This window comes from Marinimicrobium sp. (assembly GCF_002695945.1).
Lineage (GTDB): Bacteria > Pseudomonadota > Gammaproteobacteria > Pseudomonadales > Cellvibrionaceae > Marinimicrobium > Marinimicrobium koreense.
Genome location: NZ_NZQP01000042.1, coordinates 24,869 through 44,122 on the forward strand (window position 1 = coordinate 24,869; position 19,254 = coordinate 44,122).

The following is a 19,254-nucleotide window of genomic DNA, read 5'->3' on the forward strand; positions in this document are numbered from 1 at the left end:
TTATGAGTACATTTTGGAGCCTTTGGATTATTGTCCTCACCCTCACCAACCTGGCGCTGCTACTGTGGGTACTGCTCGCCAACCGGAAGGTCGCGGTACGGGATGATGAAGACCCGGAAAACCGCACCACCGGGCATGTGTATGATGGCATTGAGGAATACGACAACCCGCTGCCGCGTTGGTGGTTCAAGATGTTTATTGCCACCTTCATTTTCGCGGGCGTATATCTGATTCTGTACCCGGGCCTTGGCAGTTTCCCAGGGGTGCTCGGCTGGACTCAGGAGAAAGAGTTGCGCGGTCACCAGCAGCAGGCACAGGCGCGCTTCTCCGAGCAGTTTGGTGAGTACGCCAAAACCCCTATCAAGGAGCTCGCACGGGATCCTCAGGCCATGAAAATGGGCTTGCGCCTGTTCGCCAATAACTGCGCGGTCTGCCATGGCTCGGACGGTGGCGGCAACTGGGGCTTTCCGAACCTGACCGACGATGCCTGGCAGTGGGGTGGTTCCCCCGAGCGCATCAAACAGACTCTGGTGCAGGGGCGCAAAGCGGCCATGCCCGCGTGGAGCGCGAGCCTGGGTGAGCAGGGTATTGCCGAAGTGACCGAGTATGTTCTGAGCATGGGTGACCGCGAGCACGATGCCGAATTGGTGTCCGCCGGTGAGCAGAAATTCATGCGCAACTGTGCTGCCTGTCACGGAGCCGATGGCACCGGTAATATCAACCTGGGCGCGCCCAACCTGACCGATGATGTCTGGCTGTACGGCGGCGAGCCGAGCGACATCCGCCAGACCCTGCGGGTCGGGCGCAACGGTGTGATGCCCGCCCAGGGCGAGCTGCTCAAAGACGATCGGATTCATATTCTGGCCGCCTACGTCTACAGCCTGTCACTGAACTATGACGAACAAGAGTAAGCAAACGGAGCAGGAACAGGATACAGGGATACGCTATGTAAACCTCTATGAGGCCGACGAAAAGGTGTATATGCGGCGCATTACCGGCTTCTACCAGAAGCTGCGCCGCTACACCGGCATGCCTCTGTTGGCCGCTTACCTGTTGATGCCCTGGCTGGTCATCGACGGCCGCCCCGCCATGCTGTTCGACCTTCCCGAGCGGCGCTTTCACGTTCTGTGGCTCAGCTTTGGGCCTCAGGACGGTATGTTTCTCGCCTGGCTGCTGATTATTGCCGCCTTCATGCTGTTTACCGTCACAGTCCTGGTGGGCCGTGTCTGGTGCGGTTTCACCTGCCCGCAAACGGTCTGGACCCAGATGTTCATCTGGGCCGAGTTTCTGTGCGAGGGCGATCGCAATAAACGTATGAAGCTCGATGCGCAGCCCTGGGGGCCGGAGAAAATGGCTCGCAAAGGCGCCAAGCATGGTATCTGGCTGCTGATTGCCCTGGTGACCGGGCTCACCTTCGTGGGGTACTTTTTACCCATACGGGAATTGTTGGTCGGGCTGGTGGCTATTGATGTCCACCCGGCAGCGGCCTTCTGGGTGTTCTTTTTTACCGCAGCCACCTATATGAACGCCGGCTTTATGCGCGAGCAGGTGTGCAAGTACATGTGCCCCTATGCCCGCTTTCAGTCGGTGATGTACGACAAAGATACCCTGACGGTATTCTACAACTACGTTCGCGGTGAGCCGCGCGGTCCGCGCAAGCCCTCCGATGATCCCGGGGAGAAAGGGCTGGGCGATTGCATTGACTGTTCCTGGTGTGTGCAAGTCTGTCCCGTGGATATCGACATCCGCGACGGTCTGCAGGCCGACTGTATCGACTGTGGTTTGTGCGTGGATGCCTGTAATCAGGTGATGGATCGCATGAATTACCCACGCGGTCTGATCAGTTTCACCACCGAAGATGCCATTGAAAAAGGCCACACCAAAGTGTTCCGGCCCCGGCTCCTGGGTTACGGTGCGGTGTTGCTGGTCATGTTCAGTGTGTTCACCTATGCGCTCAGTGCCCGTCTGCCCGTTGGCCTGGACGTATTACGCGATCGGGGCATGCGGATGTACCGGATCAGTGGTCCCGACGTGGAAAACGTCTACACCCTGAAAATCAACAACAAGGACCGCGACACGCACATCTACGACCTCTCGGTCAGTGGCGACTACCCGTTTGAGCTGGAAGGTTATCGGCCCCTGCCGGTGAGCGAAGGGGAGGTATTGACCTTGCCGGTGCGGGTGGTTGTGCCCAGAGAGGCTCTGGATACCGTGAAAACCTCAGTGACTCTGCGCGTCGAGGCGCGGGAAAACCCGGAAATCTACACCGAACATACCACCACGTTTATTGGCCCGGCGCTGCGCGATCAGTAGTGCCAGCCTCAATGCAAAGGTTGACTATGACCGACAAGACGCCCGTCGCACCCTGGTATCGGCAACCCTGGTTCTGGTTTGTCATGTCGCCGCTGATGGTGGTGATCTGTGTGTCCCTGAGCTTTGTGACCGTGTCGGTGTTTTATGCCGATGACCGGGTAGTGGACAACTACTACAAGCAGGGCCGCACCATCAATCAGAGCTTTGAGCAGGAGGCCCGGGCCCGGGCACTCAATCTTGCCGCTGAGGTGGTGTTCGATCCGGTTACCGGGGAAGTTCTGTTGAGTTTATCGGGTAACGGAGCGCTGCCGGCGGTGCTGCACCTTCTGGTCGGACACCCGGTCAACGCAGATCAGGATCAGCGGGTGCTGCTTCAGAAAGTGCGCGATGGTCACTATCGCGGGGATCTGACCCGGGCGGTCAGCCACCGCCGCTATCTGACGCTGCTGCCGGACCATGATGCCTCTCAGATGCGCTCCGCCGAATGGCTCCTGCGCGGCGAAATCCATTTCGATCAGGGCAACCGGATTGAGCTTCGCCCCACCGATCGCGCACCCTAACGCTTCCTTCGCCTTGCCCGAGTCGACTTCATGAGTGAGCGTCCCTGCTATCATTGCGGCCTGCCGGTCCCTGAAACGGCGGACTTTGCGGTCACCATCAACGGTGAGCGCCAGCCCATGTGCTGCCCCGGCTGTCAGGCGGTGGCCACGGCCATCGTGGATGGCGGGCTGGAACGGTTTTACCAATACCGCTCGGAAGCCAGTGAACGCCCGGATGAAACCGCCGCCGCAGCGGCCGAGTGGCAGCTATACGATACCGAGGCACTGCAGGCGGATTTTGTCGGTGCCGGAGAGGGCAGCGAACGCCGCGCCCAGTTGTTACTGGAGGGCATGACCTGCGCCGCCTGCAGTTGGCTGATCGAAACCCATCTCAAACGCAGCCCCGCCGTCCGGCAGTTGTCCGTCGATGTAACCACCCACCGCTGCACTCTAACCTGGGACGCCGACCAGCAGCCTCTCAGCGAGCTGATGGCCGAACTGGCGCGCATCGGCTACCGCCCCCGACCGGCTACCGACGAGGCGCATCGTGCCCTGGCGCAACAGGAAAACCGCCAGGCCCTGCTGCGCCTGGGAGTGGCCGGGTTCGGCATGATGCAAGCGGGCATGGTGGCGGTGGGCATGTACACCGGCGCCGTTGACGAGTGGAAACTGTTTCTGCGCTGGCTCAGTTTCCTGGTGGCCACGCCGGTGGTCTGGTTTTCGGCGGCGCCGTTTTTTCAGGCCGCCTGGCGCAGTCTCAAGGCCCGGCAGTTGATCATGGATGTACCGGTGGCACTGGCCATCGGGCTGGCCTATGGTGCCAGCGCCTGGGCCACCATCACCGGGCGAGGGGATGTCTATTTTGAATCCATTGCTATGTTCACGTTTTTCCTGCTGGTGGGGCGCTATCTCGAAATGCGCACCCGGCATCGCAATCGCCTGGCCTATGGCAATCTGGCGCAGCTGATGCCACTCAGCGCCCGGCGGCTTGAGCAGGGTAAAGAGGTCTCGGTGCCGGTCAAAACCCTGTCACTCGGCGACCGGGTACGGGTCAAGAGCGGGGAGACCTTCCCCTGTGACGGGCGGGTGATTCAGGGCCAGAGCGATGTCGTGGAAGCGCTGTTGACCGGTGAGTCCCGGCCGGTACCCAAGGGGCCGGGCGATCGGGTGGTCGGCGGTACCCTGAACGGAGAGAGCGATCTCGAGCTGGAAGTGACGGCCGTCGGAGGCGACACCCAGCTGTCCGCCATCGAGCGCCTGGTGGTACAGGCGGAAGCGGAAAAACCCCGCCAGGTGGCGCTGGCCGATACCGTGGCCCGCTACTTTGTGGGCGCGGTGCTGGTGGTGTTTGCCCTGGTTTGGGGCGCCTGGATGCTGATTCAGCCCGAGCGCGCTTTCTGGGTAGCCCTCTCGGTGTTGGTGGTGACCTGTCCCTGTGCCCTGGCGCTGGCGATGCCCACGGCGCTGACCGCCGCCACCGCCAATTTGCGGCGGCGGGGTTTTCTGATTGCCCGCGGCCATGTGCTGGAAACCCTGGCCAAGGTGGATCGGGTTATTCTGGACAAGACGGGTACCCTGACACTGGGGCAGTTCTCGTTGCAGTCGGTGAAGAATGTATCCCGAGCTAAGGATCATCACCCCGACGAGTACTGGTTGGCCATCGCCGGTGCGCTTGAGGCGCCGGCGCGGCACCCGCTGGCGGTGGCCTTTCGTCCCTGGTTCGACCACTTCCGAGCGCAAGAGACTCGCCAATATACGGCGGCCGGAGTCGAAGGTACGGTTGATGGCGAACGCTATCGCCTGGGCAGTGCCGCGTTTGCCGGGGCCCTGTATCAGGCGACCGAAGCGCCGACGCCACCGGATGATGAGGCACTGTGGTTACTGTTGAGCAACACCCGGGGACCGCTGGTCTGGTTCTCGCTGGAGGACGAGCTGCGCCCTGGCGCCCAGGCACTGATATCGACCCTGCGTGCCCGCGGTCTGGCCCTCGAGCTGCTGAGCGGAGACTCCTCGGGCGCGGTTGCGCGCTTGGCCGACACCCTCGGCATCGACACTTACACCGCCGGGGCCCGCCCGGAGGACAAGTTGCAGCGTCTGCAGGAAGTGCAGGCGCGCGGGGAAAAGGTAGTGATGGTGGGCGATGGTATCAATGATGTGCCGGTGCTCTCCTCCGCGGATGTGTCCGTGGCTATGGCGTCCGCCTCGGATCTCGCCCAGACGAGGGCGGATGCGGTGTTTCTGAATTCCGATCTGGCCGTCCTGGCGGGCATCTTCGAGCTGGCCAAACGCACCCGACAGGTGATCCGGCAGAATCTGCTGCTTTCGCTGGGCTACAATGTGGTGGCCCTGCCTCTGGCCGCCGCCGGCCTGGTGCCACCCTGGCTGGCCGCCATTGGCATGACCAGCAGTTCCCTGGTGGTGGTGTTCAACGCGCTGCGCCTGCACCGGGCGCCCGCCACTGGGCTTGCCCCGCGCACAGGAGGTTGATGTGGAAAGTCTGTTTTTATTGGTGCCCATCGCCCTGATTTTTGTCGCCATTGCTCTGAAAGTGTTTTTCTGGGCAATCAAGAGCGGCCAGTACGACAATCTCGATACTGAAGCTCATCGCATTCTGTTTGATGATGATGAGCCCGATGAGGCACAACGCACCGCCCCAAAGACCTCTGGACGGCATCCCGAGTCCGACAACCAGACCGATGGAAAAGGTTCGTGATGGCGGCCGACGCATCAGTTTGGGGAAGCTGGTTGGCGGCCTGGACGCTGGGGCTGTTCAGCAGTGCCCATTGTCTGGGCATGTGTGGCGGCATCATGGGCGCGCTGTCCGCCGCGATTCCCGCCGAGGCCAGGGGGCGTCGCTGGCGACTGCTGCTCTTGTACAACGTTGGACGCATTGCCAGCTATACCCTGATGGGACTGCTGGCAGGCCTGGTAGCCGGCGGCATTACGCCGTTGGATCCGGTGCTACGCCTGCTCGCGGGGCTACTGCTCATTGCCATGGGGCTGTACCTGGCGGGCTGGTGGCGAGGGCTGACCTGGCTGGAGCGGGGGGGCGCGGTGGTATGGCGCCGGCTGCAGCCGCTGGGTAAATCCCTATTGCCGGTTCGCCGCGCGCCCCAGGCACTGTTGCTGGGCGCCTTGTGGGGCTGGTTGCCCTGCGGACTGGTGTACACCGCGTTGGCTTATGCCCTCGCCCAGGGCAACGTCTGGGCCAGCGGCGGGACCATGCTCGCCTTCGGTTTGGGTACCCTTCCGGCGGTGCTGGCAGCGGGGGTGATGGCGCAGCAACTTACCCGGCTGCTGCAGCGGCGTGGCCTGCGAGTATTCATGGCTCTGGCCATCATTCTGTTTGGGCTCTGGACTCTGTGGCCGGCCGTCGGCGGCGGTCACGGGGGCGAGGGCCATAACCCCGACGCCGATCATTCCCTTCACCACTGACTCGGACGCGCAACCCCGGGGCGTTTCTGCGGTCCAAGCGCCATGAGTGGGTGCTCCGTCCCTGTCCGCCAAGTTTATCCGTGACGCTGCGGTTTCTTCCGGTATATGATGGGGCCTATTGTTGAATGGGTGCCTGGCAGGCATCCCGGTGGGCGAGAATTATAACTGTTGTGAAAATATGGAAGCCAGGTAGTCACCGATTTTTGCTCGGATCGCGTCCTGTAGTGCCAAACTGGCGGCGATTGGCGTGCTTGCTGAGCAGCTGCTGTCTGTCCGGGCTGGTACAGGCGACGCCCGTGAGTACGGACACGGTGGCGGGTGAGGGCGGTCAGGCCTGCGAGCACTTTCAGTATGAGTATCGCGACCTCGCGGAGCAGCGGGAGAGTCGCCTGGTGTTCGATGCCTTTAATGAGCACGAAGGCAAAACCATTCGCCGCATTCAGTTTGACAGTCGGGCCATTTTTGATGAGTCGGACCCCGCCGAAAACAACTGGCTGTACCGAGGCTTCAACCGCCTGCACATCAATACTCGCGAGCCCGTCATCGCCAGCCAACTCTTGCTGCAAGAGGGCGATTCCCTGCGTGAAAAGCTGATCGCGGAATCCGAGCGGATTCTGCGCAGCCGCAATTACCTGACCAGTGCCTATATCGTTCCCGATGTGGTCTGCCCGGACTATATTGACCTCCGGGTCATTACCCGCGACTCCTGGGTGACTGAGCCCGAGCTGACCTTCAAGCATGAAGGAGGCGAAACCGAATCCGGCATTGGCCTTAAAGACGGTAACTTTCTGGGTACCGGTGATGCGATTGCCCTTCGTTATTCGCAAAATATTGAGCGCTCCAGTGTCGGTTACGAGTATAAAACCGACCACTTTATGAAAACCCGGTTGGCGACGCGGCTGTATTACGCGCAAAAGAGTGACGGGGAAGATAAAGCCTTCAGTCTGGAGCGGCCCTTCTATTCACTGGAAACCCCCTGGGCCGCCGGTGGTTTTACGGAGGATGTGGCCGAAGTTCGCACCATTCGCGAGGGTGGTGAAGAGATCAATGAGTTCCGGCACCGCACTCGAGACAGTGAGATCTACTTCGGGGTGGCGGCCCGGGCCGATGAGCGGTTTACCCGGCGTTGGCGCCTGGGTATTACCCGAGAGGAGGATATTTTCAGCGCTTCGGATGAGACGGTGCTGGGGGTTCCCGAGAACCGCAAGGGCAATTACGGTTGGCTGGGGCTGGAAGTGATTGAAAACCGCTTTGCCACTTACAAGAACCTCAATCAGATTCAGCGTACGGAAGACGTTGCGATGGGCGTCAACTATCGGCTAAGACTCGGTTATGGCGGCTCCCAGCTCGGTAACGACCGGGATCTTGTCCGCTATCAGGCCGCTTACAGCAACGTTATCGGGGTGGGCGAGCACCATATACTCCGGCTGCTGGGCGATCTGGACGGCCGCCACTATAAAGGCCCCAACCCCATCGACAGCGGGGTGGTCGGGCTTGAGGTCAATTACAACTGGTTTCGCGACGACCAGAACCGCTGGTACTTGAACTTGCGCTATGACATTGGTGAAAACCTGGAGCAGTTTGAGCAACTGACACTGGGGGGCGCCAATGGTCTGCGTGGTTATCCAGTGGATTATCAGCGCGGTAACCGTCGCTATCTTCTGAATATCGAGCGCCGTTATTTTTCCGATCTTCACCTGTTTAACATCGTCCGCATGGGGGCGGTGGCATTTTTTGATGCCGGGCGGAGCTGGGGCGGGCAGATTGACGGCGAACCCAACCCACACCTGTCCAACGTGGGCATTGGCCTGCGTTTCAGCTCCAGTAAAACCAAGGTGGGTAACGTCCTGCACATCGATTTTGCCGCGCCGCTGGCTGAGCGAGGGGGGCTGGACAGCACACAGGTGCTCATCAAGGCTGAGGGGGAGTTCTGAGCCTTATGCCGAGAGAGGCCCCGTTACAGCCCTGCCTTTTATTGAAAACAGTGTGAGTTAAGTGTAATCTCTGTCTGCAAGGCCACTTTTTTCAGGTGGTTTTTGATATTCAGCAGAGTGAATAATAATGGCTCATTCGCAACTGTTCCCAAGAAATGCCGGCTTCCTGGTCGGTACCTCCAGATCGTTCAAAGCCCACTGTATCGGGATTGTGGCCCTGTTGGCCTGTGCCTGCACGCGGGCAGAGCCCACGTTCGCCGTGGTTGACCTCACCGATGCCGTATTTGCAACGAAGGTGGCTGTCGCCCGATTGGAGGCGCTGCGTGACAATCCAGCCTTCCAGCAGTACCAGTCCGCCCTTGAGAGCGCCGAAGCTGACCTGCAGAACCTTGACCGCCGGGCGCAGGCCTCCGGGCTGAGCGAGTCGCAGCGGGAGATGGTGCAGAAGCGGATCGAGCATATCCAGCGGGAACTGATCGATACGGGGCAGGATCTCGAGCGATGGTTACAAGCGCAGAAGCGGGCCATCTTTGAGGAACTATCGCCGCTTGCCCGAACCGCGCTGGATGAGCTTGCCCGGGAGCGCCAGCTGGATCTGATTATCGCCAAAGATGCGATCATTTACGCTCAGGGGCGATGGGTGTTGACGCCGTCGCTGACGGAGAGAATTGATCGGGGTACGGCGCCCAGTGGCGCAGTGTCTGAGCTTTCTGATGAGTAGGGCCCTAGCCATGTCTAAAGCCTATCTGTTGTGGGGGTTGGTGTGGGTCAGTGCGCTTTGCCAGGCCCAATCGCCGGTGGAACTGATTGATACCGAGGCCGGGGCTGAATCTCAGGCCGATGCCTCGGCGCCGACGTTGCCCGCCGAGCCGCGCCAGGTGCTCGAGGCGCTCCGACAGCGGGTCAATGCGCTGGGGCTGAGTGAGGAGCCGGTGCCGGTTGAGGGCTCCAGGACGCCCGAAGGCGATCTGTTTGAGCTGGGTAAGCAGTTGTTCTTCAGTCGCTCGCTGAGTGAGCAACGGGATGTTGCTTGCGCCTCTTGTCACCACCCCTTGTTGGGGGGCGGGGATGGCCTGTCGTTGCCGGTGGGCGTCGATGCGGTCGAGCCGCAATTGATTGGTCCGGGCCGGGTTCACAATGGGGATCGGGCGCAGGATCCGCTGGCCGATGGTGGGCCAAACGTTCCGCGCAACTCACCGACCACCTTCAATTTGCATGTCTATCAGCGGCGGCTGTTCTGGGATGGACGGGTTGAGGTGACCGATTATCACCACGACGGAGACGGACAGACGGCCGCAATCCGCACTCCCGACAGTCTGCGCAATCTGCCGGATCCACAGGCCGGCCATGATCTGGCCGCCGCCCAGGCGCTGTTTCCCTTGGCGTCAGCCAATGAAATGTTCGGTCGCGAGGCCGGCAAGGTATTGAGCAATCAGGACAAGCGCCGACTCCTTGAGCGGCGCCTGCAGGGGGCGGGGTCGGAAGACGAAAACCCCTGGTTGCCACTGTTTCAGGCCGCCTTTGAGGATCCGCGAAAGAGCCCCGAGCAGGTGGTGACCATGGAGCGGGTCGGCCTGGCGCAAGCCCACTATCAACGCTCACAGGTGTTTCTTGATAACCCCTGGTTCAGATTTGTCGATGGCGATGACGACGCCATTTCCGAGGACGCGCGCCTCGGTGCCTTGCTGTTCTACACGCCGCTGAGTGAGGGAGGCTATGGATGCAATCAATGCCACGCTGGGCGTCGCTTTACCGATGAGTCGTTTCACAATCTGGCGGTTCCCCAGTTTGGACGAGGTAAGGATCGTCACGGATTTGATCTGGGGCGAATGCTCGAGAGCTCTCACCCGGATGACCGATACGCGTTTCGTACGCCTTCGTTGCTGAACGTCGCGGTAACTGGCCCTTGGGGGCACACCGGGGCATTTCTCTCCCTGAGTCAGGCGATCCGCCATCATATGGATGTGGAAACCTCGGTGCTTGCCTATGACTACAGCCTGCAGAGCAATCCGCAGTTCAAGGGCATCCCAACCGACCGGGAGCGCTACCGGAATCGCTCCCTGGAGGCGTTGGAGCAAGCCAGGGTCGGCGACAGTTGGCAGTACCTGTCGCACCGTCGCTTTGACCCGGTGCATGCCCAGTATCTAGAAGCCTTTCTGGAGACCCTGACCGATCCCTGTACCACGGACCCGGAGTGTCTGGCACGCTGGCTGCCCGGTGCCGATGATGATGGTCCGGATGGCGAGCGGTTGTACGCCCGCACCGGATCGTTCGTGGGGCAGCCCGTGACTTTCCAGCCCGCGCTACCGTCCCCGGTGCAGAGCCAGGCGCGAGTCGAGCCCGAGCCCATGCGGGAATCCTGGTTTGTGGATGCGACCGTAGCGACGGGACTGGATTATTCACTGCCGGTCGTGGGTAATGGCGACGAGCAACACCGGGTTTCGGGTGGGATAGCGGTGGGGGATTACGATGGTGACGGCTGGGATGATCTGTTTATCAGTCATTCGGTCTTGCCTGGAAAGCTATATCGCAATCAGGGCGATGGCACCTTTGAGGAGACCACCGAGCTTGCCATTGGCACATTGCGTAGTCAGCAGTTCGGTGCACTCTTTTTTGACTATGATCAGAACGGACACCGGGACCTCCTGCTCGTGGAGGATAACCGTCACGATGATTTCCTGAGGGTTTATCAGAATCAGGGAGACGGTTTTTTCCTGCCGGATCCCTTCAAAGCCGGTATCGGATTCAATCGTTTTACGCACAGTCTTTCTGCCGGCGACTTCGATCGGGACGGCCGGATTGATCTGTACGCAGCACATTGGGGATTCACGGCTGGCGCGGACAATAGTGGGTATTTATGGCGCAATAAAGGCGAAGGCCAGTTCGTCGATGCCAGTGATCTGTTGCCTCCCACCCGGGAGTCTCCCCAGACGGGAAAGCTAGGACTCGTCTTTACCGCCGCGTTTACGGATCTCAACAACAACGGCTGGCCGGATCTGTTGCTGGCCGGAGACTTTCTGACCAGTCAGGTACTGATCAATGACTCGGGGAGCGGGTTTGTCGATCGGACGGAGACAGTGATTTCGGACGAGAACGGAATGGGTATGGCCGTCGGAGACTATGACAATGACGGCGATTTTGACTGGTTTGTGACGTCGATATGGAACCCCCTCGAGCAAAAGGCTTACGTGGGAGGAGAGTCCGGCAACCGGCTTTATCGGAATGATGGTCAGGGGCGCTTTGGTGACGTAACCGATGAGGCGGGAGTGCGTCATGGGTTCTGGGGGTGGGGCGCCTGTTTTGCTGACTTCAATAACGATGGCTGGCTGGATATTTTTCACACCAATGGTATGACCAGTAAAAATGTCGCCAATGAAGCCATCTTTGCCCAGTTCATTCACGATCCCAGCCTGCTGTATATCAACAATGGCGACGGCACATTCACAGAGCAAGCGTTAGAGGTTGGGTTGAATCATACCCGACAGGGGCGTGGCGTCAGCTGTTTTGATTACGACCGGGACGGTAAGGTGGATATTTTTATCAGTCACAGTGGTGAACCCGTAACTGTATTTCGCAATGTCGCCCCAACGGATCACCACTACCTCACAGTCAGGCTTCGAGGTGGACCAACCAATCTGGATGGCATCGGGGCCAAGGTCCATGTGCGTAGCGGTCAATTGTCACAGGTGAGAGAGATCCGGCTGGGCTCCAACTATCTGTCGAACGATCCGCTGGTAGCCCACTTTGGGCTCGGTGAAAGCAAGCAAGTCGATGAGCTGAGAATCGTTTGGCCGGACGGCACAGAGCAACGGGTGGGGGCGCTTGAGGTGGACCAGTATCTGGTTGTCGAAAAGCCCGGTCCGTTGTGAGGTGGTGTGCAAGTGGGGCGCCGTCTGGCGGCGCCCCTGTGCCTCAGGCTTTTTCGTTGAAGATATGGAGATCGCGCTGGGGGAACGGAATGCTCATGCCGTTGGCTTCCAGCTCCACCTTGATCTTCTCCGTCATATCCCAGTACACCGGCCAGTAATCCTCGGTTTTCACCCAGGGTCGGACGATAAAGTTGACACTGCTGTCCGCCAGCGCCGAGACCGCCACATTGGGGGCCGGATCTTCCAACACCCGCTCGTCCGAGGTGAGGGCGGCCATCATGACTTCTTTGGCTTTCTTCAGGTCATCGCCGTAGCTGATGCCGAACACCATATCGACTCGGCGGGTGTCCCGGGCTGAATAGTTGACGATATTGTCGCTGTAGATTGAGCCGTTCGGAACGGTGACTTCTTTATTGTCAGGCGTGCGCAGAATGGTGGAGAAGATACTGATTTTTTCCACCATGCCCGCGGTGCCGGCGGCCTCTACATAGTCACCAGCTTTGAACGGGCGCAGGACCAGCAGTAGAAAACCGGCGGCAAAGTTCTGCAGCGAACCCTGCAAGGCCAAGCCGATGGCCAGGCCGGCGGCACCGAGAACGGCAATCAGGGAGGTGGTGTTCACACCCAACTGGTCCAGAGCGGCCACGATGACAAAGATCAGCAGCAGGACTTTGGCAATGGTCTGAGTGAACTCAATCAGTATGGTGTCGAGCTTGGTGCGCCCCATGACCTTACCGAGAATGCCGATCAGTATGCTGATGACGATCCGGCCGATGATGAAAATCAGCAGGGCGGTGACAATATTGATCGACCAGGGTATGACGTAGAGGCTGATCAGTTCATTGATTTTTTCGGTGTCGAACATGGACGTATCCCTCGATAGGTGATGAACGGTAGACACTAAGTCTAACGGATATTGCACCACTTTGCCGAAAGATTACGCAACGGCGAGCGTACGATTCAGCTGATGTTCCCGGTGGTTCGTACCCGCTTGTTGCCCTTGACCGGCTTGGCGGTGCGCAGGGCTTCGCGGCGCTTCAGTTGCGCATCGACGCTGTTTTTCAGCGCGATCAGAAAACCGGTCACAATAAAGGCCCCGGGCGGCAGCACCGCCACCAGAAAGCCGGGGTAGTGCTCAAAGGGCTGCCAGGTCCAATCCCGGGCGCTTTCGCCCAGCAGAAGGTGCATGTCATCGAACAGGGTGCCGTTGCCCAGCAGTTCGCGCACGGCGCCCACCGCGAGCAGTACAAACATGAAGCCCAGGCCCATCATCAGTCCGTCAGCCGCGGAGGGCAGCACCGGATTCTTGCTGGCGAAGGCATCGGCCCGGCCCAGAATGGCGCAGTTGGTCACGATCAAGGGAATGAAAATCCCGAGAATGGTGTACAGCTCGTAAGTAAACGCTCGCATCAGCAGTTCGATGCAGGTGGTCAGGGCCGCAATGATCATCACAAAAGCGGGCAGACGCACCGCATCGCTGACGCCCTTGCGAATCAGGGACACAATAATGTTCGAGCTGGTCAGTACCAGCAGGGTGGCCAGGCCCAACCCCAGGGCGTTGACCACGGAGCCGGTCACCGCCAGCAGCGGGCACAACCCGAGCAGCTGTACCAGCGCCGGGTTGTTGGTCCAGAGGCCGTTCTTGGAAATCGCTTGATAGTCGGCGGCGTCACTCATTGCGTCGTGCCTGTAGTTTCAGAGGATTCAGGAGCGGTTTCAGTGGTGTTGTTCGGCGCACCTTCCGGCGCTTGCTCGAAAAGTACCGCGTGGTGTTGTTCGACAAATTCCAGAACGCGTCGAACCTGATTGACCACCGCCCGCGGGGTGATGGTGGCCCCGGTGAACTGGTCGAACGCGCCTCCGTCTTTTTTCACGCGCCAGTCTTCCACACCCGGGTTACCGAGGGAGCGGCCGCGAAATCCCAGGATCCAGTCGCTTTTCTTCAGGTCGACTTTATCACCCAGCCCCGGCGTTTCATTGTGGGTAAGTACCCGCACACCGGCGATCTGGCCGTCCCGCTGGACCCCCACAATCATTCGGATGGCACCGCTGTAGCCGTCCGGAGCGATGGCGGGAATGATCACCGCTTCGACCTGTCCGTCCCGACGGGCCAGGTGGATGGCTTCGGACTGGCGCAGGCCCAGGGTATCCAGCGCATCCTGCGGCACCGGCAGGGTATCGGAGAGCAGGTCGTTATCGTGCTGATCCCGGGGAATGATTTCCAGCAGCGCGGCCGCCGCCGCCTGTCGCTCGGCCTCGGCAATCTGCTCTCGCGTAGCCTGGTAAGTGCCGGCAAGCACACCGGCGGTCACCAGGGCGAAGGCGCCCAATAACAGGCTGTTTTTACCAATCGACCAACCGAACATCTAGTGCTCCTCCTTTTCGGTCGCGCGGCGCGCCTTGGTGTGACCGTAGGTGCGGGGCAGCGTGTAGTAATCGATAAATGGCGCCGCGAAGTTGGCCAGCAGCACTGCAAAGGCCACTGCATCGGGGTAATTACTCCAGGCGCGCATGACGTACAACAGCACACCAATCAGGGCGCCATAGACCAGCCGACCACGGACACTGACCGCGGAGCTGACCGGGTCGGTGACAATGAAGAAAGCCCCGAACATGGTGGCCCCGGACAACAGGTGGAAGATCGGCGAGCCATTGCTGGCCGAGCTACCATCAAAGAATAGTACAGACATGACCGTCAGGGCGACCAACATGGCCACCGGGGCGTGCCAGGTGAACACCCGCTGGTACAGCAGGAAGGCGCCACCGAGCAGGAAGCCGAGGTTGACCCACTCCCAGCCGGCGCCCGCCAACCAGCCGGCGCTCAGCGTCGGATCACTGGCGTACAGGTCAGCCATGGTCTGGCCACTGTTCTGNTTCATCACATCCAGCGGGGTGGCCGCCGTGTAGCNGTCCACCGGAACCCCGGCAACAATCTGCTTGAAGCCCTCGGCCAGGCCCATCAGCGATTGGCCCTCNNCCAGGGTCGCCGCCGGGGCGGCCCANTGGGTCATCTCCACNGGGAAGGAAATNAGCAGCACNACATAACCNACCATGGCGGGNTTGAACGGGTTGTAGCCCATGCCGCCATAGAGTTGTTTGGCCAGAATGATNGNGANNCCNCTGCCNGTNACCACCAGCCACCAGGGGCAATAGGGCGGCAGCGCCAGACCGAGCAGCACGCCNGTGACCAGGGCNCTGCAATCGCGCAGATAAAACAGTACCGGCCGCCCACGCAGTTTCATGACCAGCGCTTCGAACGNCAGGGCAGACGCGCTGGCCAGAAGGACATTGAACAGGCTTCCCCAGCCGAAGGCCAGGGTCATGGCGACCAGGCCGGGCAGCGTGGCGAATACCACCAGGCGCATCAGTTGCCCGGTACTGCGGGTACTGTGTGTGTGCGGGGAAGTGACCCTCAGCATCGGTTACCGGTCCTCGGTCAGTTGTTGCAATTTGTCTTCCAGCTTGGTGAGGCCGGTGCGAAACGCGTCCACGTTTTCGTCCTGCTCCGCCTCGGCTTTTTCCAGTCGCTGGCGGGCCTTCTCAATGCGGGCCTTGAGCGATTCAATCTGGGCCCGCTGTTTGTCTTCGGCGCTCATGGTTTCCATCGCGGCGGCTTTCGCNTTGGCCCGTTCAATGGCCATGCTGGCGACGTCGTCGGTATGGCGNGANGCGGAGCTGGGTTCGGCCACCGTGGACGGCGCCAACTCGGACAGCTCCTGCTGGGTGTCGGCAATCTTCTGCTTGAGCTTGTCGACGCCCTGCTGCANGGCATCCGCCTTGTCATCACCCGACTCCTGCGCCGCCTTGGCCTTTTCTTCAGCCTTCGCCAGGCGCTTGTAGAGTGATTCCAGNCTGGATTTGAGCTTGTCCTCCGGGCTCATGGTCATCTTCGCCTGAGCGCGGGCGATCGCGGCAGAGACCGGNTCGTCAGCCGGTTTTGTATCGCTGGCTTCAGGCGCCTTCGGTGCGCTGCTGTCTTGCTCCAGGTGTTGCAATTTTTCTTCCGCTTCCCGGACTTTGAGCTCNGCCTGTTTGATGCGCGCTTTCTGCTTCTCACGCTGCTCGTCGGTCACCTCGGCACCGGGCTCGCCCGGCTCCAGAGGGCGNTGGGCTTTTTCCAGGCGNTCCTTGGCCGCGGCCAGGTTGCGTTCCAGCTTGGCCCGCTGCGCCTCGGGGGNTTGTTGCTTGGCCTGAGCCCTGGCCAGTGCATCTGCTACCGGGTCGGCCTTGGCGGCCGGCGCGTCGTCTTTTTGTTCGGCCAACTTGCGCTTGGCTTCCTCGGCGGCCTTTTTGCGAGCNTCGCGTTTCGCGGCCTTTTCGGCCTCCTCTTTGGCGATACGCTCNTGCCGGAACTCAAAGCGGCGACGGGCCCGGTCGGACTTNTCTTTCTCGTGCTGCTGCTGGCGAATNGCCCCTTTNGAGGCGCGGTAGTACTGCACCAGCGGAATATGGCTGGGGCAGACATAGGAACAGGCCCCGCACTCAATGCAGTCAAACAGNCTGTGCGCTTCGAGTTTTTCGTAATCTTCCGCCTGGGCGTACCAGAACANCTGTTGCGGCAGCAGGCTCGCCGGGCAGGCCTCGGCGCATAGGCCGCAGCGGATGCAGGCCTGCGCTGGTTGAGGTGGCGGCAATTCTTTTTTGGTGNGCGCCAGAATGCAGTTGGTAGTCTTGATCACCGGCACGCTGGGCTCCGGCAGGGCAAACCCCATCATGGGTCCGCCCATCACCAGGCGCGAGGCTTTTTTGGCCTCGAAGCCATGCTGCTCCAGTAGAAAATCAATGGGTGTGCCCAACAGCACTTCGACGTTGCGTTGAGTTTCCAGGGCTTCGCCCACCAGGGTGGTAATGCGGGACACCAGGGGCTCGCCGTAACGCACCGCCCGATAGGCCGCCACGGTGGTGCCCACGTTCTGGCACACTACGCCAATGCTGGCCGGTATCTGGCCGCTGGGGACCTCTTTGCCGGTCAGAATCTGGATCAGTTGTTTTTCGCCACCGGACGGGTACTTGGTCGGGAAAGACACCACCTGCACCGGCGTGCCTTCGGCGGCTTTTTCAAGAGCGGCGATGGCCTTGGGTTTGTTGTCCTCGACACCGATCAGCAGCGCNTCCGGGTGATCGAGCAACTTGGCCAGCAGCAGGGTGCCGGCGACAATCTCNTCCGCNTTGACCTGCATCAGCATGTCATCNGCGGTGATGTAGGGCTCACACTCGGTGCCGTTAATGATCAGGGTGTGAATTTTGTGGTCCGCGCGCGGGCTCAATTTCACCGAGGTGGGGAAGCCCGCACCGCCCAGACCGGCGACACCGGCGCCGCGAATTTTCCCGAGCAGCTCGCTTTTATCCAGCGCGTCGTAATCGTCGCAGCGCTCCAGCGGGACCCATTCGTCCTTGCCGTCCACGTCGATGACAATGCTCGGGGCCGAGTAGCCGGAAGGGTGGGGAATCAGTCGATCCTCGATGGCACTGATAACGCCGGAGGTGGGCGCGTGTACCCGGGCGCTGAACACGCCTTCGGCCTCCGCGACCAGCTGGCCGCCCAGCACCCGATCGCCGACCTGCACCACCGGTTTGGCGGGCTTGCCAATGTGCTGGTTCAGCGGCAGGGTCAGCACCGGCGGCAGGGGCATTTTGGCCAGGGGCAACTGCAGGGATTGCGCTTTGTTCTCCGGCGGGTGAACGCCACCGGGAATGTCCCACACTTTGATTAAACTACCCATTACGCCGCTTCACCTGTGGTGTCTCGATCAGTGGCAATCAGATTGACCGCCTGCGCTTCGGCCGGAGCCGGTTTCGCCCACTTCCACTCGTTCAGCCCGGTTTCCACCGGGATCATGTCGATGCAGTCCACCGGGCAGGGCTCAACACAGAGGTCGCAGCCGGTGCACTCGTCAGCAATCACCGTATGCATCTGTTTGGCCGCGCCGATAATGGCGTCCACCGGGCAGGCCTGGATGCACTTGGTGCAGCCAATGCACTCGTCTTCCCGGATGTACGCCACTTTTTTCACTTCGGACTCTTCGCCGTGCTCCGCATCCAGGGTAGGGGCTTCCACGTCCAAAAGATCGGCCAGCGAATTGATGGTGGCCTGGCCGCCCGGCGGGCACTTGTTGATGGCATCGCCGTTGGCGATGGCCTGGGCGTAAGGACGGCATCCGGGGTAGCCACACTGACCACATTGGGTCTGGGGCAGAAGGTCATCAATCTGCTGGATGACCGGGTCTTCCTCCAGGCGAAAGCGCACGGCGGCATAGCCCAGAATGGCACCGAAGATCAGCGCCAGGCTACCGAGCGCGATCAGCGCCGAGGTAATCGGATTTTGTACGATCAGATCCAGCATAAGTCGATGCGAGTCAGTCGGTGAACGGTCGGTTTGGCGCTAGACCAAACCACCAAAGCCCATAAAGGCCAGGGACATCAAGCCGGCGGTAATCATGCCGATGGCGGCGCCTTTGAAGGGGGTCGGCACATCGGCGACGGCCAGGCGTTCGCGCATGGCGGAAAACAGAATCAACACCAGGGAGAAACCGAGCGCGGCGCCAAAGCCGAACACGGTGGACTCAAAAAATCCGTGGTCCTTGGTGGTGTTTTGCAGTGCCACCCCGAGTACCGCGCAGTTGGTGGTGATCAGGGGCAGAAAAATACCCAGTACCCGGTACAGCAGGGGGCTGGTTTTTTCGATGAACATTTTGGAAAACTGCACCACCACGGCGATCACCAGAATGAACGAAATGGTGCGCATGAAACCGATGTCCAAGGGCATCAGTATCCAGGTGTTGATCAGGTAGCTGCACACCGAGGCGAGGGTCAACACAAAGGTGGTGGCCCCGGCCATGCCGATGGCGGTTTCCAGTTTGTTGGACACGCCCATAAAGGGGCATAGGCCCAAAAACTGAACCAGTACGAAGTTGTTCACCAAAATGGCGCTCAACAATATGATGGCGAATTCGGTCATGCCTGTCCTTACCTGGGAAGTGAGCCCACTAAGGCGCACATTATCGTTAACCGGCGGGGGCGCTTCAATCTAAAAGCCCCGGCTGGTTAGGCTGTTTCAGCATATGCTTATGCCGCCTTACGGTTACGGCGGATGCGCCCCAAGTAACAGAGCTTGGGTGCATCATCACGACCGGCAGGAGAGGGGTAGATCGTTTGGAGACCCGC

Annotated in this window: 16 protein-coding genes; 9 read left to right on the forward strand and 7 right to left on the reverse strand. The window is 60.5% G+C overall.

The window, feature by feature from the left end:
- The first annotated feature begins 2 nt into the window (after positions 1-2).
- From ccoP to CMG77_RS09865, 9 genes are all read left to right on the forward strand, one after another.
- Positions 3-911 (forward strand): cytochrome-c oxidase, cbb3-type subunit III, encoded by a 909-nt coding sequence (gene ccoP, locus CMG77_RS09825; RefSeq protein WP_286876156.1) that lies wholly within the window; start codon positions 3-5, stop codon positions 909-911.
- Positions 895-2,313, forward strand: a complete 1,419-nt coding sequence (ccoG, locus tag CMG77_RS09830; protein WP_286805992.1) for a cytochrome c oxidase accessory protein CcoG — start codon at positions 895-897, stop codon at positions 2,311-2,313. Before ccoP ends, ccoG begins: the two co-directional genes overlap by 17 nt.
- Positions 2,314-2,339: 26 nt before the next feature.
- Positions 2,340-2,873, forward strand: coding sequence for a FixH family protein (locus CMG77_RS09835; RefSeq protein WP_286805989.1), 534 nt, complete (start codon positions 2,340-2,342; stop codon positions 2,871-2,873).
- Positions 2,874-2,903: 30 nt separating this feature from the next.
- Positions 2,904-5,339, forward strand: coding sequence for a heavy metal translocating P-type ATPase (locus tag CMG77_RS09840; protein ID WP_286805987.1), 2,436 nt, complete (start codon positions 2,904-2,906; stop codon positions 5,337-5,339).
- Position 5,340: 1 nt separating this feature from the next.
- Positions 5,341-5,565, forward strand: a complete 225-nt coding sequence (ccoS, locus tag CMG77_RS09845; RefSeq protein WP_123636802.1) for a cbb3-type cytochrome oxidase assembly protein CcoS — start codon at positions 5,341-5,343, stop codon at positions 5,563-5,565.
- On the forward strand, positions 5,565-6,287 hold the full coding sequence (locus CMG77_RS09850) for a sulfite exporter TauE/SafE family protein (RefSeq protein WP_286805985.1): 723 nt from the start codon (positions 5,565-5,567) through the stop codon (positions 6,285-6,287). Before ccoS ends, CMG77_RS09850 begins: the two co-directional genes overlap by 1 nt.
- A 296-nt stretch (positions 6,288-6,583) precedes the next feature.
- The gene (locus CMG77_RS09855; RefSeq protein ID WP_286805983.1) at positions 6,584-8,221 is read left to right on the forward strand and encodes a BamA/TamA family outer membrane protein; all 1,638 of its coding nucleotides are present in this window, start codon (positions 6,584-6,586) and stop codon (positions 8,219-8,221) included.
- A 127-nt stretch (positions 8,222-8,348) separates the two neighbouring features.
- Entirely contained in the window at positions 8,349-8,942 is a 594-nt protein-coding gene (locus CMG77_RS09860) for an OmpH/Skp family outer membrane protein (protein WP_286805982.1), read from the forward strand.
- A gap of 10 nt (positions 8,943-8,952) precedes the next feature.
- Positions 8,953-12,090, forward strand: coding sequence for an FG-GAP-like repeat-containing protein (locus CMG77_RS09865; protein WP_286805980.1), 3,138 nt, complete (start codon positions 8,953-8,955; stop codon positions 12,088-12,090).
- A 43-nt stretch (positions 12,091-12,133) separates the two neighbouring features.
- Here CMG77_RS09865 and CMG77_RS09870 read toward each other — a convergent pair whose 3' ends face one another.
- The 7 genes from CMG77_RS09870 to rsxA all read right to left on the reverse strand — a co-directional run bounded on the left by CMG77_RS09870 (position 12,134) and on the right by rsxA (position 19,048).
- Entirely contained in the window at positions 12,134-12,955 is an 822-nt protein-coding gene (locus CMG77_RS09870; protein ID WP_286805979.1) for a mechanosensitive ion channel family protein, read from the reverse strand.
- Between the two features lie 95 nt (positions 12,956-13,050).
- Positions 13,051-13,767 carry an electron transport complex subunit E gene (locus CMG77_RS09875; RefSeq protein ID WP_286805977.1) on the reverse strand — a complete coding sequence of 239 codons (717 nt, stop codon included), beginning with the start codon at positions 13,765-13,767 and terminating at the stop codon, positions 13,051-13,053.
- A complete protein-coding gene (rsxG, locus tag CMG77_RS09880) occupies positions 13,764-14,456 on the reverse strand; it encodes an electron transport complex subunit RsxG (RefSeq protein WP_286805975.1) in 693 nt (230 codons plus the stop codon). Before rsxG ends, CMG77_RS09875 begins: the two co-directional genes overlap by 4 nt.
- Positions 14,457-15,509, reverse strand: a complete 1,053-nt coding sequence (gene rsxD, locus CMG77_RS09885; protein ID WP_286904304.1) for an electron transport complex subunit RsxD — start codon at positions 15,507-15,509, stop codon at positions 14,457-14,459.
- Between the two features lie 3 nt (positions 15,510-15,512).
- Positions 15,513-17,813, reverse strand: coding sequence for an electron transport complex subunit RsxC (rsxC, locus tag CMG77_RS09890; protein WP_286904305.1), 2,301 nt, complete (start codon positions 17,811-17,813; stop codon positions 15,513-15,515).
- Positions 17,813-18,433 carry an electron transport complex subunit RsxB gene (gene rsxB / locus CMG77_RS09895; RefSeq protein ID WP_123636812.1) on the reverse strand — a complete coding sequence of 207 codons (621 nt, stop codon included), beginning with the start codon at positions 18,431-18,433 and terminating at the stop codon, positions 17,813-17,815. The genes rsxC and rsxB overlap by 1 nt, the downstream gene beginning before the upstream one ends.
- Before the next feature lie 39 nt (positions 18,434-18,472).
- Positions 18,473-19,048 carry an electron transport complex subunit RsxA gene (gene rsxA / locus CMG77_RS09900; protein ID WP_024459490.1) on the reverse strand — a complete coding sequence of 192 codons (576 nt, stop codon included), beginning with the start codon at positions 19,046-19,048 and terminating at the stop codon, positions 18,473-18,475.
- Between the last annotated feature and the right edge of the window lie 206 nt (positions 19,049-19,254).